The organism is Oryzomonas sagensis (assembly GCF_008802355.1).
Classification (GTDB): Bacteria; Desulfobacterota; Desulfuromonadia; order Geobacterales; family Pseudopelobacteraceae; genus Oryzomonas; species Oryzomonas sagensis.
The window spans coordinates 69,123-82,772 of record NZ_VZRA01000001.1; the positions used below are offsets into that span (position 1 = coordinate 69,123).

Sequence of the window (13,650 nt, forward strand, 5' to 3'; positions counted from 1 at the left end):
CGCATTCAGGATGAACGCTGTAAAGAGGGACTCCATGCTATTTCTCGATATACGCGACAACGATTTTACTGAGAAGTTCGGCGCCATCCTCGCCCGGGGCGAAGAGACCGGCCGGGAGGTGGAACAGACCGTGCTCGGCATCATCGCCGACGTGCGCAAGCGGGGCGACGCCGCCGTGCTGGAGCTGACCCGGCGCTTCGACCGTCTGGAGGCGGCCTCCGTGGCCGAGCTGGAGGTCACCCCCGCCGAGATCGAGGCGGCCTTCGCCCAGGTTGACGAAGCGGACGCGGCGGCGCTCAAGCTGGCCGTGGAGCGGGTGGCCCGGTTTCACGAAAAACAGAAGCAGCAGACCTGGATCTCCACCGAGGAGCCGGACATCATGCTGGGGCAGAAGGTCACCCCCCTGGCGCGGGTCGGCATCTACGTTCCGGGCGGCAAGGCCAGTTATCCCAGCAGCGTGATCATGAACGCCGTGCCGGCCCGGGTGGCGGGCGTCGGCGAGATCATCATGGTGGCCCCCACGCCGGGGGGGCAGATCAACCCCCACGTGGTGGTGGCAGCCAAACTGGCCGGGGTGGACCGTATCTTCCGCCTGGGCGGGGCCCAGGCGGTGGCGGCCCTGGCCTACGGCACCGAAACCATCCCCAAGGTGGACAAGATCACCGGGCCGGGCAACATCTACGTGGCCACGGCCAAGAAGCTGGTCTTCGGCGCCGTGGGCATCGACATGATCGCCGGGCCGAGCGAGATCCTGGTCATCAGCGACGGCAGCGGCAACCCGGTCCACATCGCGGCGGACCTCCTCTCCCAGGCCGAACACGACGAACTGGCCTCCTCCATCCTCATCACCACCGACCGGGCCTTCGGCGAGCGGGTGGCGGCCGAGGTGGAGCGGCAGCTGGCCCAGCTCTCGCGGGAGGCCATCGCCCGCGCCTCGTGGGACAAGTACGGCGCCGTCATCGTGGCCGCAGACCTGGACGAGGTCATCGCCTTCTCCAACCGTATCGCGCCGGAGCATCTGGAACTGGCCGTAGCCGATCCCTTCGCCATCCTGTCCCGCATCACCAATGCCGGGGCCATCTTCATGGGGCACTGGACCCCCGAGGCGGCGGGCGACTACCTGGCCGGGCCGAACCACACCCTGCCCACCGGCGGCACGGCCCGTTTCTTCTCACCCCTGTCCGTGGACGACTTTGTGAAGAAATCCTCCATCGTCTATTTCTCCGAGGGAGGGCTGAAACGGCTGGGGAGCGACATCATGCGTATCGCCGGGCTGGAAGGGCTGGAGGCCCACGGCAAGTCGGTGGGCAAACGGCTGGCATAGACGAGAGGCGCTATCGAACTCGATACGAGAGGCACCCGGAGACGATCCGGGTGCCTCTTTCATTTGCTGGCGGCGGCTTCGGGGGAGAGCCCTGAAACGGCATTTGCCGCCAGGGTGATATGCCCGTCGGCTGCGCGTTCAGCGAGCAGGGCGGGGTGTTTGGGGTAGCGACCCGCTGCCAAAGAGCGGCTGAGAGGGGCATGATGAAAAACGTCGGGCGCTTGTCACCCATCCCGCTGCCGTATACCTGATCCGCCTAACGCCGGAGTAAGTACGTTAACCGTTCAATAATATTATTTTATTATCGGCACGACCCGCTTATCCGCCATCATGGATGCCAAAAAATACGCTTGACTAATATACGTACGAGTAATAGATTAATTATTTTTAAATAATGCTTGGCATGGCGGCGGAATGGGGCTGTGACGCTGGTTAGCTTTCATTCTTCATCAATAACTGAAAACGAAAGGGTAAAAATTCCAATGAAATCGTGGGCTGATCTGAGGATAGGGACAAAACTGTTAACCGGCTTTATGTTTTTGGCGGTCATCGCCGCTATTGTCAATGGCATAAGCTCGCTCCGCCTGGCGGAAATCAAGAGGATGCAGCAGGAACTGTCCACGCAGGATATTAAGCCGATGAAGGATATTGTGGAGCTTACCGAGGCATTCCAGAAGATGCGGGTGGCTATCCGCGATACCTCCCTGGCGCAGACGCCGGAGGCTTTGGCAAAGGCCGACGCTGCCGGGAAGGAAAGTTTCAAGGCTGCTAACGAAGCATTGACCGCCATTGCCGCCAGTTCCGAGAAGTCCAAAGCCCCGGCGGAAGCAATGAAGGATCTCATTACCAAGGTCGATACCATTTACGGCAAGGTCGGCGCCCTGATGGCTGCGGGCAAGAGCGCCGAGGCCGACGCCCTTCTCAGGGAGCCCAGCTCCGCCCAGATAGTCAAGGACTGCACTGAGCAGCTCAAGACGTTGACCGCCACCAAGATCAGCCATGGCAAGAGGAACACCGAGGCCGCCATAGCCATCACGAATTCATCGCTGATTCTGTCCATCGTCTGCGCGGTGGCCATGCTGCTGATCGCCGTCGTATTCGGTTCTCTGATCACCCGCTCCATAACAGGGCCGGTCCAGGCTCTGGCGAAGCAGGCGGAAAAGATCGCCGCCGGCGACCTGACGGTGAAGATCGAGCACGAGTCCCGGGATGAAATCGGCATATTGGCCGCCTCCTTTGCCAAGATGACCGAGAGTCTGCACGACACCCTCCAGAGGGTCAGCGACACCTCGGCTCAGGTGGCGACCGCGTCGAACCAGCTCCAGTCGGCATCGGAACAGATCGCCACCGGGGCGGAAGAGGTTTCCGGCCAGGCCCAGACCGTGGCGACCGCCAGCGAGGAGTTGTCGGCCACATCCGGCGATATCGCCCAGAACTGCCACGCTGCGGCCCAGGGTGCCGAGCAGGCGACCGGCGCCGCCCAGAGCGGCGCTGCGGTGGTGGCGCAGACGGTCAGCGTCATGACCCGCATCGCCGGGCGGGTCAACTCCACCGCCCAGAGTGTCAGCGGGCTCGGAGCCCGGTCGGATCAGATCGGCGCCATCGTCGGCACCATCGAGGACATCGCCGACCAGACCAACCTGTTGGCCCTGAACGCGGCCATCGAGGCGGCCCGTGCCGGGGAGCAGGGACGCGGTTTTGCCGTCGTCGCCGATGAGGTCAGGGCCCTGGCCGAACGCACCACCAAGGCGACCAAAGAGATCGACGCCATGATCAAGGCGATCCAGACGGAAACCAAAGAGGCGGTTTCAACCATGGAGGAGGGGGTGAGAGAGGTTCAACAGGGGACGGAAGAGGCGTCGAAATCAGGCGAGGCCATTCAGGAAATCCTGGAACAGATCAACGCCGTCACCATGCAGGTAAGCCAGATCGCCACGGCGGCCGAAGAACAGTCGGCGACCACCAGCGAGATCACCAACAATATCCACCAGATCTCCGAAGTGGTCCAGCAGACGGCCCAGAGTTCCCAGGAATCCGCCGATGCGGCCGGGCAACTCGCCAAGCTGTCGGATGATCTCCGTTCCCTGGTCAACCAGTTCAGGTTGGCATAGGCGCAGGGGAAAAACGGCGACCGGGAGTTTCCGGCCGCCTCGGAAAGATACCATCAGAGGCACCCGGAGGCGATCCGGGTGCCTTTTTTGTGTACTCGCGGCAGATGCGCCGCCCTGTCATGGCGCACCTACTTGCCGACCATCCCCAGACAATAGACCAGCACGGGGGTCGCCAGCACGTTGAACAGCCCGACGAGCACCATGACCAGACCGGCGATGGCGCCGACCTCCTGATCTATCTGATGCGCCTTTGCCGTCCCGGCTCCGTGAGCCCCCATCCCCAGGAGGGCGCCTCGCGAAAAGACCGAGCGCAGCGGCAGGCAGTTGATCAGTCCCTCGCCCAGCGCCGCCCCCAACACCCCCGTGAGCACCACGAAAACCGCGGTGAGCCCCGGCGCGCCGCCGATGTCGCCGGAAACGGCCATGGCGAACGGCGTGCTCATGGAGCGGGGCAGCAGGCTCAAGCGCAGACTTTCATTCAGACCGAGCAGGTTGGAGAGTTCCCACGAGGAAACCACCGCCGTTGCGCTCCCCGCCACCACGCCCACCACCAGCAGCACCCAGTGCCGGCAGATCAAAGCGCGCTGTTCATAGATGGGCACGGCAAAGGCGACGGTCGCCGGTCCGAGCAAGGCGACCAGCCAGTGGGTGCCCCGGATATACTGGGCATAGCTGACATGGAACAGAAGCGTCGCCAGGATGAGCAGCACCGGAGTGATGAACAGCGGCGACGACAGCATGCACGACTTGCGCCGGTACAGGGCCTTGCCTAGGGCATACAGCCCAATGGTCAGCACGGACCAGAACGCGGCCTGAAACAATGGCATATTACTTTGCAACATCCACATCCTCTTTTCCCAACCGATAACAGAGGTCGATGGCCCCCGCCGTAACCGTCATGACGGTAAGCGTCCCCAGCACGATCACCGCGAGGATCTTCACCCCCAGCAGCCCGAGAAATTCCGGGTGGTCCAAAACAGCCAATACCGCCGGGACAAAGAACAGCAGCATCTCGGCAAGATACCACTCGGCCCCCCGGCGCACCGTCCGGACCCGGAGCCGTTTGCCGACCAGCAGGGCCAGCATGATCAGCAACCCGACAATCGCGCCGGGAATCGCAATGCCGGTGATGCGTACGATGGCTTCCCCCAGTGCCCAGAACAGCAGGATAAGCAGGGCCTGAAACGGACGGCTCAAACGGAAGCGCCGCAGCCAGAAGCTCATGCGTTGATAGATGGTCATACCCTTTCCTCTCTTCACATTTACTATTTGTATAATATCCCGGCCCATGTTATTCGTAAAACGAATTAAATTCATAAGCCATATTCCAAATAGGACTAACTATGGAAATGAGAACATTGCGGGCCTTTGTCGAGGTGGTGCGTCACGGGGGCTTTTCACGGGCCGCAAAGACGCTGTACGTGACCCAGTCCGCCGTCAGCAAGGCCGTTAAACAGCTGGAGGAGGAGTTGAGCCTCCAACTGGTGGAAAGGATCGGCCAGGGGTGCACGATGACGGCGGCGGGAGAGATGGTCTACCGGCGGGCGCTCACGATCCTGGCCCAGGGGGACGATCTGAAAGCGGAACTGGAGGAGTTGCGGGGACTCAGGGGAGGCACGCTGCGCCTCGGGGTGCCGCTCATCGGCAGCAACACCCTCTTTGCCCACTGGTTCGCCGCCTTTCGCAGCCGCTACCCCGGCGTGGATCTGCGGCTGGTGGAGCACGGCAGCAAGCGTCTGGAAGAGCTGGTGCTGGCGGGGGAACTGGACCTGGCGGCAACACTGCTGCCGGTGGGAGCGGAGTTCGAGTGGCAGGAGGTATGGCGCGAGCCCATCGACGTGCTGTTGGCGGCGGACCACCCCCTGGCGGCAGCGGAGCGGCTCACCTTCGCGGCGCTGGGGGACGAGCCGTTCATCCTCTACGGGCCGGGTTTCGCCCTCAACCCGATGATCTTGGAGGCCTGCCGGGAAGCGGGATTCACGCCCAAGGTCGCGGCAAACTCCAGCCAGATCGACTTCATCATCGAATTGGTGGCCTCGAAGCTCGGCGTCGCCCTGCTGCCGCGCATGATCGCGGAGCAGCGGCACCACCGCTTGACGCGATGCATCCCGGTCGATCAACCGGCGATCTTTTGGCATTTGGCCTTGATCTGGCGGCGCGGGGGCTACCTGTCGCACGCCGCGCAGGCATGGTTGGGGCTGGCGGGTGAACCGGGGATACGGATTACCCCGGAGCGGAGTTAGGCATGATGGGTGTCGGTTGTTGTGGCAACGGGTGAGTGGGAGCTAAGGCCGTATCAAAATGATACAATCAGAGGCATTCGGAGGCGATCCGGGTGCTTTTTTTGTTTGATACCAGGGGGTTTGAGGGATGGGACGGGAGTGGTAATTTTTTTAACACTTTTAGGGTGGTGGCAATATTTTTAACACGTTGATTTTACGATTGATATTTGTGGGTGCGGGGAGTAGAAGGGGGTTGCGGATTTTAGTCGGAGGGTAACGGCGGTGAGCTGTTTTTGAGGGAAGTCTTCCTGGAGCCAACAATTAAGGATGCTGTCCCCCGAACTCAACTTACTCATTTTGTGATGTGGGCAAGACGATATCCTACCCCAGGGTCAGGCTGGGAAGACAATGCGGAAGTTATATTTACCCTTTCAGAGAAACATGAAATTGACGCAAAGGAGCTTTTTAAGCTTGCGGCGCGTTCTAAGCAGGTTATTGAGACTTTATAAAGAGGGGGCGCACGGGATGCGTCTACATATCATAGAAACTGAGTTCAGTAGGTCTGCCCTTCCAACCTTCTGAACAAGTGAGGACGTAACAGTGACAGCTAAGGGTAAAATCAGTGAGAACATGGTTGAAAACAAGACCAAGGGCCGGGAACTTCAGGCCTATTGCCCTGACTGTAGACGCGATAGAGAGCATGTTGTAGTAGTTTCAGTTGACACGTATTTCAGCGAAGACTTCAATGAATACAGTGGTATTTCTGCGGAAGACAACTATCAGGTCATTAAATGTCGGTGTGGGTGTCTTTCGTTCAGGCATCTAAACTGGTTTTCAGAATTTCAGGACCAAGAGGCGTCTGGCTACACCGAAATTCTTTACCCGCCGAGAAAACCTGATTCTCTGCCCGTTAAAAAGTTCCAAAACGTTCCTACCCTTATTTCTAAAATTTATGAAGAGACAATAAAGACTTTCAATGATGGAAGCTATACTCTATGTGCGGCTGGACTACGAGTAATTGTAGAGGGCATTTGTGAGGTCAATGGGGTAAAAGACGGCCCCGTTACCAGACAGCAAAAAGACGGTAGCGACAAAGACTGCCGCTCAAATAGACTCGAAGGTAAAATTTATGGGTTATGCGAAAAGGACATTTTGACGAAAAAGAGTGCCGACATGCTACACGAGCACCGGTTTCTTGGTAACGGCGCAGTCCATGACCTTGCAGAACCGGGGGAGAGGGAATTAAGGATAGCAATTGAATTAATTGAGCATATTCTTGAAGATATTTTCGTAATGCCTCAAAAAGCAGAAACTCTAAAAAAAATACGGTTGCGGGCCAAGATAAAATCTGTCGATCCGGCCTAAGTGTTCACCCGCATATGTAGAAGCCATTAAGGGGATAGACAGCAAATTAGTCGCTGATTGATCAATAAGCAGCCTGCCCCTTATTGGTCCCAATTTAAATAACCTGTAGAATATAGACTTTGCCTTCGCGCCACCGTCAAAACTGCTAGGTAGCCCAAGGACCATTGATGCCACGTAAACATGTAAAATCAAGCACTCAAGCCGCTGTACTTGTTCGGGCTCGCCGGAGATGCTGTATTTGTTTTGGGTTAAATAGAGATACGACTCTCAAGCAGGGACAAATTGCTCACCTTGATCAAAATCCAGCAAATGATGTTGAGGACAATCTCGCGTTTCTTTGCTTCAACCACCACAACCAATACGATAGTACGTATCGACAGAGTAAAAATTTCACAATCGACGAAGTCAAACACTTCAGAGAAGAACTTCATGAGGCAATTCGGAGGGCATTTTCAGTGGTTGTATCTTTCGGTGAAGCGCAAGTAAATCTTTCTGGTGTTTCGGGCCACTACATCCGTGGCGGTGAATACGAAAGCGCTGATCTGACCATTCAACGCCTGGATAATGGGCAGTACCACGTTTCTGGATTGGCGCTTTGGGGGACTACACGTGAATTTGGGCCAAACATCGGTGAACTTGACTTCATCGCGGAATTGAAAGATGACATGATCATTCACACAGAGACCTTTCTTGACCGCACTTACTGTGTCGTTTTGCGTTTTATTGATGACTACCTCACAGTTACAGAACAAAGCTGGGCCGGCATGTTTGGACTGAATGTCAATTTTAGTGGTGAATATAGAAAGGCGACCTAACTAAGAATTCTGAAAATTCCGGGGACAGTATACAAAACTCTGAACAATTATATAAACTGTCCCAGGAATTACCCAAAAAATAGCAGCAGCCATACGGCCACTGCCCCCTCCTGATTATCGTTTCGAATCACTTCCGTAAACGCCCGACATGGCAACAGGCTTCCTGCTTCTAGTGCACGAAGTTCAAGGTATTGCTGCCGTCATCCACAAAGTAGACCCCACCATTCGAGGCAATCGCCAGACCGAAAAGGGTGCCGGCGCCCGGGGGCGAACCGGTGTCATCCAGAAGTTTCGTGGCGATTTGCTCCCCTTTCGGATCGAACACGGTAATAAACCCGTCATTACCGTTGACGGTATAAATATTGCCGAAGGTGTCAACGGCAAGGCCAAGCGGGTCGTTCAGGTTGCCGCCGGATGTAAGGGTGGTGCCGGTTCCGGCCGACGTCGTTCGATCGAGCGCATCCGGAATCACCGCGATCCGATTGTTCAGGCTGTCTGCAACGTACAGCAGACTGTCCGGCTTCGGCTTTTCTCCATTTTGCGCCACTGCCGCATCGCTGTCACGACCACTGCCGCTGACCGGACTGAGGCCGAGACCGGTCGGCCCGATGACAAGCGCAGCGGGATCGGTGCGTTCAGGGAACCCCGTCCCGATCGCGGCGATCGACTTGATGCTGGGCATGCTCCCCTTGGATATCTGGAGATCAATGCGGATTACGGTGCCCTCATTCACGGTTTGCCCGTTGGCCGCCACGGTGCCGTTCAGCACATTGGAGACGAACAGTTTGGCGCCCGAGTTGTCCTCAAATGCGGTCATGTCCCATGGGCCATTGATTGGCGCGCCGGAGAAGGTTTCCACCGCATTCCCCTTGCTGTCGAACACGATCAGGCAACCGGCCTGGGCCGTTGCAGCCGTGCCGTCCGAAGTCGGCAGACTCCCCACGATTACCCACCCGGAACGAAGCACAACGAGGGCGGTTGTCAGTCCGACACCCCCAGGGCATGGGCCGGGCAATTTATTGGCGTCAAGCTGGGCGAACAGGTCGACAGCCCCGCCCGGCGAGACTTCGACGATGGTCGTTCCCGTACCTTGCAGGTTCGCGCTGCTGTTGAAATTGCTCACCAGGATATGGCCTCTTTTCAGATGCCCCACGGTTTGCTCCACGATGGCGACGCCATAGGGGTTGATATCACCGTTTGACGGGACTGTTGAAGCTATCGTTGAAATTGTGGCGTGGGAGAAGAGTCCGGCGCTAGGTGCATTGTTTGAAACGAGGGAAGCTGCTGCGGTGCTTGTGGTCCCCATACTCGGGGAAGATCCGCCGCCACTACCACATGCCGTCAGAATGATCAGCGGGGCAAGCATGACGAGTGACAAGAGGCGAAGTTTGAACGTATATGGTAACGGGTTCATGTTGCACCTCCTTACTTCGCTTTAACATTTTGACACCAGAGTAGATCACTCGTCGCGAATGCCATGGCAGCAACACGACAAAAAAGATTATCTTACTCTTAAAAATACTATGTACCATCCCCGCTATCCAAGTCAAACCAATTAATATACCACTTTCTACCATATAGAGGCCATGTCGGAAGCGGAATTACGTCATTACCTTAAACAGGGTCGCTCCTCATTTTAATAAGGCCGCCCCCTTTTCTGAGCCTTTATCGGCTGATTCAACCTAAATTCCAGCATGTCCACAAAGTTTTCCGATCCAAAGGGCCGCCCAGCTCCTTATTTGCCCAATATTTCCTTACTTCCCGTTTCAATTAATCGGTATAATCGCCCAAATTAGTGAACGCAAACCATCCACACCAGGGAAATGAGGATCGACCGATGAAAACACCTGTCTGGGTAAAAACGGCACTTCTGCTGGCAACGATCTCGATGCTGTCCGGTTGTCTCGGCTGGCCGTATGAAGGCGGCGGTGGCGGACGTGGCAACGGGAGCATCAGCGGCGGCAGGGGCGGCGGCCTGTTCCATGACGAGCATCGCGGCGGCGATGACGGCGGCCGTCGTTGATATGAGAAAAACCATGGGGACCAGGTCGGCACTCGCCAAGCTATCGGCATGTCTTGAAGCGTGTCGGGGCTGGTCCCCGTTTCCCTTGAATCGCGCCAAACCACGCCGCACGGCAGGATAGCTACTTCTTCCAGTAAGCAATGGCAGGCCTGATCGCCAGCAGGGCCGCAAGCACAAGAATCACCCACACATACGGCAAGACCGCCGCATGGAAATACGCCCCCGCCGCAATACCGAACAGGAACGCGCACCATTTCAGCAGCCACACGTCCCACCAGTTCCAGATCTTCGTTATGAGCAGCCGCATGACATCACACCGAGGGCGTCATGTTCAATTCCTGCTCGATGTCATCGCCATTCAGCAGGATCACCTTGCCCTTGCCCCCTTCAGTGCGCAGCACGCCATTTTCGATCCAGTTCTGAAGCTGCTGGTTGGAGACTCCGAACTTGGCTGCCGCTTCGTCGATGGTGTACCAGTTTTTCGTCAATGACATGGCTCGCTCCTTTGACCTGGGATTGCATGAGTCATTATACCATATACCTGACGGATCGGCATTACCCCCCGCATTCGGAGTAGAGGGAATTATTTTACCGTGGGAATTTCCGCGGGTATACTGTTGAGCAGGTACAACCAACAACATCAGGGAGGGGCCGCGAGACCATGAAAGCGGAGATCTATTCCATTACGTACCGGATACCCCTGACGGATGCCCAGCAGGCGCGGCTCGAACGGAAGTGGCCCGACGGCGACCCGTTCATATCCTATGAAAAGATCGCCTCCCTGCTGGAGCCGCTGCCGGTGGAAGACCTGGACTGGTCCAACCACACCGGCCGGTATTTCTACTTTACCGTGCACGGGGACGACCGGGAAGGCACGGTAGCGGAGGTCATCTAACGGCTCGAACGGAAGCTGGGGGACAAGTGACGGCGCGGGTCCCTCCCCCCGCGTGGAGGGTCGGGGAGCGGGAGTGGGGACCGGGCAGGCAGGCTGCCATTTCAGGAACCCGAGCGATCGATGCGGACACAGCGGCGGTCTTCGCCCTCCCTGCGTTTCAGACTTGAACACAACGCCCAAGCGTGATATTTCTCATATATCATGAACCTACTTCGACCCAACATACGCGACATGAAGGGGTATGTCCCCGGCTTCCAGCCGGACGACGTGGCCTCGTGGATCAAGCTAAACACCAACGAAAATCCCTATCCGCCGTCACCCAGAGTCGTGGAGGCCATCTACGAGGAAGTGGGCGTTGACGGCGCCCTGTTGCGCACCTACCCCAGCGCCTCCAGTGCGAAACTGCGCGAGGCGGCCGGCGAACTGTACGGCTTCGATCCCTCCTGGATCATCATGGCCAACGGTTCCGACGAGGTGCTCAACAATCTGATCCGGGCCTGCGCCGGCGAGGGTGAGGAGATCGCCCTCGTCCACCCCTCCTACTCCTACTACGCCACCCTGGCGGAGGTTCAGGGGGCCAGGGTCCGCTGTTTCGGCCTGACGGACGACTTCCGCATCGCCGACTTCCCGGAGCGCTACGAGGGGAAACTGTTCTTCCTCACCTCCCCCAATGCGCCGCTCGGCTTCGCGTTCCCCCAGGAGTACGTCGAGGATCTGGCCCGACGGTGCAGCGGCCTCTTGGTGATCGACGAGGCCTATGCCGACTTTGCCGACGCCAATGTGATGGAACTGGTGAAAAAATACGACAACGTGGTGGTGACCCGCACCTTTTCCAAGAGCTACGCCCTGGCCGGCATGCGCCTCGGCCTGGCCATCGCCCGGCCGGAGATCATCGCCGCCCTGGACAAGATCCGCGACCACTACAACCTGGACCGCCTGGCCCAGGCGGCCTGCGTGGCCGCGTTGCAGGACCAGTCCTATTTCCGCAACAGCTGTACCCGCATCCGCGAGACCCGGGAGTGGTTCACCCAGGAGCTGCTCGCCGTAGGCTATCGGGTGATCCCGTCCCAGACCAATTTCGTCTTCGTCTCTCCGCCCGACCGGAACGGCAAGCGGGTCTACGAGGCCTTGTACGGCCGCAAGATTCTGGTGCGCCTCCTGTCCGACCCGCTCTTGGCCCACGGCCTGCGCATCTCCATCGGAACCCGCGAGGAGATGGAACTGACCCTGGCGGCCTTGAAGGAGATCGGGTAGAGTCCGTTGTTTTTATGTGACTTATAGGTCTTATGGGACTTATATGTCCCATTTATCCCATAAGTCCTATCTCCCCCGCGGGGGAGGGGGATTTTGCAAAAGGCACTACAGGGAGGTCATATGTCACGATGCGCCGCACTAGAACGGATCACCCAGGAAACCAAGATCAAGCTGGCGCTGGATGTGGATGGCAGCGGCCAGGCCACGATCTGCACCTCGGTCCCGTTTTTCGACCACATGCTGAACCTGTTCGCCCGCCACGGCCTCTTCGACCTCAAGATCGAGGCCTGCGGCGATATCGACATCGACTTCCACCATACGGTGGAGGATATCGGCATCGTGCTGGGCGAGGCGTTCAAGCAGGCCTTGGGCGACAAGCAGGGGATCCGGCGCTACGGCCAGGCCACGGTGCCCATGGACGAGACCCTGGCGGCGGTGGCGGTGGACATCTCCGGCCGCCCCTACCTGGTGTACAACGTGCGCCTCCCCAAGGTGAAGATCGGCGAGTTCGACGTGGAGCTGGCCCGTGAGTTCTTCCAGGCCTTTGCCAACCACTGCGGCCTGAACCTGCACATCAACGTGATGTACGGCGACAACGTGCACCACATCCTGGAAGCCTGCTTCAAGGCGATGGCGCGGGCCATGGATACGGCGACCCAGCTCGACCCCCGGGTGCAGGGGGTCATGTCGACCAAAGGGGTTCTATAACACAAGCACCCCACGATCCAATGAAAAAAGGGCGACCCCCACGGGCCGCCCTTTCTGTTGTCATCATCCGCACACCATTTCCGCCTATTTGATCTCCCTCAGCAATTCCTTGGCCTTCTTCGCCTCGTCGCTCTTGGGATACCCCTCCACCAGTTTCTTCAAGACGTACCGGGCGCTCTTGGCGTCCTTGATGGCCTTGAAGGCCATGGCCTGCTTGAGCATGGCAGCCGGGACCTTGTCCTTGGTCGGATACTGTTTGATCACCTCCTGATACGCCAGGATGGCCGGTTCATACCCCTTTTCGCTGTAGAAGGTCTCGCCGATCCAGTACTGGGCATTGGCGGCCAGGTCGTGCTTGGGATACTTGTCCAGGAACTTGGTGAAGACATCCCGTGCGCCGGGCATGTCGCCCGCCTTGAAGAGTTCCAGTCCCTTCGTGTAGACCGATTCGGGGGTGACGACCTCCTCCTTCTTCGGCAGGGAGGCGAGGTCGCCCATCTTCTTGCCCAGTTCGTCGATGGCCGCCTGCAACTTCATGACCCGGTCTTCCAGGGTGAGCATGCGCTTGTCCGCATCCTCACGGTAACGGGTCAGATCGTCCGTCGGCTTCTTGGTGGCGATGGCCAGGTCGTCTGCCTTGCCGTTCAGGGCCTGGATCTCGGTTCTGAGACTGTCCATGGAGGCCTGGATATCGGCGGAGAGTTTGCGCACCGCCGTCACGTCCGATTTGTATTCCTTCTCCACGGAACCGATCCCCTGCTTGGACTCGTCCCTCACCCCCCCCAGGTCCTTTTCCACGGAGAACAGCCTGGTCTTGACGGCATCCACATCGCTGCGGACCACGTCGAGCGAACTTTGGGTTGCGCAACCGGCAAGCCCGGTCATGGCAGCCGCGAGTACGAAATATGCGTATTTCATCAGGGAATACTCCTT

At 58.2% G+C, this 13,650-nt stretch carries 15 protein-coding genes; 9 read left to right on the plus strand and 6 right to left on the minus strand.

Annotation, left to right across the window (positions count from 1 at the left end; translation table 11 throughout):
* Window positions 1–34 precede the first annotated feature (34 nt).
* Together hisD and F6V30_RS00270 are read left to right on the plus strand one after the other, a co-directional pair.
* The gene (hisD, locus tag F6V30_RS00265; RefSeq protein ID WP_151154546.1) at window positions 35–1,324 is read left to right on the plus strand and encodes a histidinol dehydrogenase; all 1,290 of its coding nucleotides are present in this window, start codon (window positions 35–37) and stop codon (window positions 1,322–1,324) included.
* Window positions 1,325–1,806: 482 nt separating this feature from the next.
* On the plus strand, window positions 1,807–3,435 hold the full coding sequence (locus F6V30_RS00270) for a methyl-accepting chemotaxis protein (protein WP_151154547.1): 1,629 nt from the start codon (window positions 1,807–1,809) through the stop codon (window positions 3,433–3,435).
* Between the two features lie 128 nt (window positions 3,436–3,563).
* Here the strand turns inward: F6V30_RS00270 and F6V30_RS00275 are convergent, their stop codons facing one another.
* Together F6V30_RS00275 and F6V30_RS00280 are read right to left on the minus strand one after the other, a co-directional pair.
* Window positions 3,564–4,262, minus strand: a complete 699-nt coding sequence (locus tag F6V30_RS00275; RefSeq protein WP_218043294.1) for an LrgB family protein — start codon at window positions 4,260–4,262, stop codon at window positions 3,564–3,566.
* 1 nt (window position 4,263) lies between these two features.
* Window positions 4,264–4,677 (minus strand): CidA/LrgA family protein, encoded by a 414-nt coding sequence (locus tag F6V30_RS00280; protein ID WP_218043295.1) that lies wholly within the window; start codon window positions 4,675–4,677, stop codon window positions 4,264–4,266.
* Window positions 4,678–4,778: 101 nt separating this feature from the next.
* Between F6V30_RS00280 and F6V30_RS00285 the strand changes: the two genes are divergently transcribed.
* The 3 genes from F6V30_RS00285 (at window position 4,779) to F6V30_RS00295 (ending at window position 7,837) form a co-directional block, all read left to right on the plus strand.
* Window positions 4,779–5,678 (plus strand): LysR family transcriptional regulator, encoded by a 900-nt coding sequence (locus tag F6V30_RS00285; protein WP_151154549.1) that lies wholly within the window; start codon window positions 4,779–4,781, stop codon window positions 5,676–5,678.
* Between the two features lie 579 nt (window positions 5,679–6,257).
* Window positions 6,258–7,022, plus strand: coding sequence for a DUF4145 domain-containing protein (locus F6V30_RS00290; protein ID WP_151154550.1), 765 nt, complete (start codon window positions 6,258–6,260; stop codon window positions 7,020–7,022).
* A 167-nt stretch (window positions 7,023–7,189) separates the two neighbouring features.
* Window positions 7,190–7,837 (plus strand): hypothetical protein, encoded by a 648-nt coding sequence (locus tag F6V30_RS00295; RefSeq protein WP_151154551.1) that lies wholly within the window; start codon window positions 7,190–7,192, stop codon window positions 7,835–7,837.
* 169 nt (window positions 7,838–8,006) lie between these two features.
* On the opposite strand, the gene F6V30_RS00300 is transcribed toward F6V30_RS00295, so the two are convergent.
* Window positions 8,007–9,251 carry an NHL repeat-containing protein gene (locus tag F6V30_RS00300; RefSeq protein WP_151154552.1) on the minus strand — a complete coding sequence of 415 codons (1,245 nt, stop codon included), beginning with the start codon at window positions 9,249–9,251 and terminating at the stop codon, window positions 8,007–8,009.
* A gap of 423 nt (window positions 9,252–9,674) precedes the next feature.
* Here F6V30_RS00300 and F6V30_RS00305 point away from each other — a divergent pair, with 423 nt between their 5' ends.
* Window positions 9,675–9,860 (plus strand): hypothetical protein, encoded by a 186-nt coding sequence (locus tag F6V30_RS00305; RefSeq protein ID WP_151154553.1) that lies wholly within the window; start codon window positions 9,675–9,677, stop codon window positions 9,858–9,860.
* Window positions 9,861–9,981: 121 nt separating this feature from the next.
* On the opposite strand, the gene F6V30_RS00310 is transcribed toward F6V30_RS00305, so the two are convergent.
* Window positions 9,982–10,167: a hypothetical protein gene (locus tag F6V30_RS00310; RefSeq protein ID WP_151154554.1), complete on the minus strand. Its 186-nt coding sequence runs from the start codon at window positions 10,165–10,167 to the stop codon at window positions 9,982–9,984.
* A gap of 4 nt (window positions 10,168–10,171) precedes the next feature.
* Window positions 10,172–10,354, minus strand: coding sequence for a helix-turn-helix domain-containing protein (locus F6V30_RS00315; RefSeq protein ID WP_151128639.1), 183 nt, complete (start codon window positions 10,352–10,354; stop codon window positions 10,172–10,174).
* 167 nt (window positions 10,355–10,521) lie between these two features.
* Here F6V30_RS00315 and F6V30_RS00320 point away from each other — a divergent pair, with 167 nt between their 5' ends.
* From F6V30_RS00320 to hisB, 3 genes are all read left to right on the plus strand, one after another.
* Window positions 10,522–10,755 carry a hypothetical protein gene (locus F6V30_RS00320; RefSeq protein WP_151154555.1) on the plus strand — a complete coding sequence of 78 codons (234 nt, stop codon included), beginning with the start codon at window positions 10,522–10,524 and terminating at the stop codon, window positions 10,753–10,755.
* A gap of 201 nt (window positions 10,756–10,956) precedes the next feature.
* Window positions 10,957–12,009 (plus strand): histidinol-phosphate transaminase, encoded by a 1,053-nt coding sequence (gene hisC / locus F6V30_RS00325; protein ID WP_151154556.1) that lies wholly within the window; start codon window positions 10,957–10,959, stop codon window positions 12,007–12,009.
* 120 nt (window positions 12,010–12,129) lie between these two features.
* Window positions 12,130–12,717: an imidazoleglycerol-phosphate dehydratase HisB gene (gene hisB, locus F6V30_RS00330; protein ID WP_151154557.1), complete on the plus strand. Its 588-nt coding sequence runs from the start codon at window positions 12,130–12,132 to the stop codon at window positions 12,715–12,717.
* 84 nt (window positions 12,718–12,801) lie between these two features.
* On the opposite strand, the gene ybgF is transcribed toward hisB, so the two are convergent.
* Window positions 12,802–13,635 (minus strand): tol-pal system protein YbgF, encoded by an 834-nt coding sequence (gene ybgF, locus F6V30_RS00335; protein WP_151154558.1) that lies wholly within the window; start codon window positions 13,633–13,635, stop codon window positions 12,802–12,804.
* Window positions 13,636–13,650: the final 15 nt, after the last annotated feature.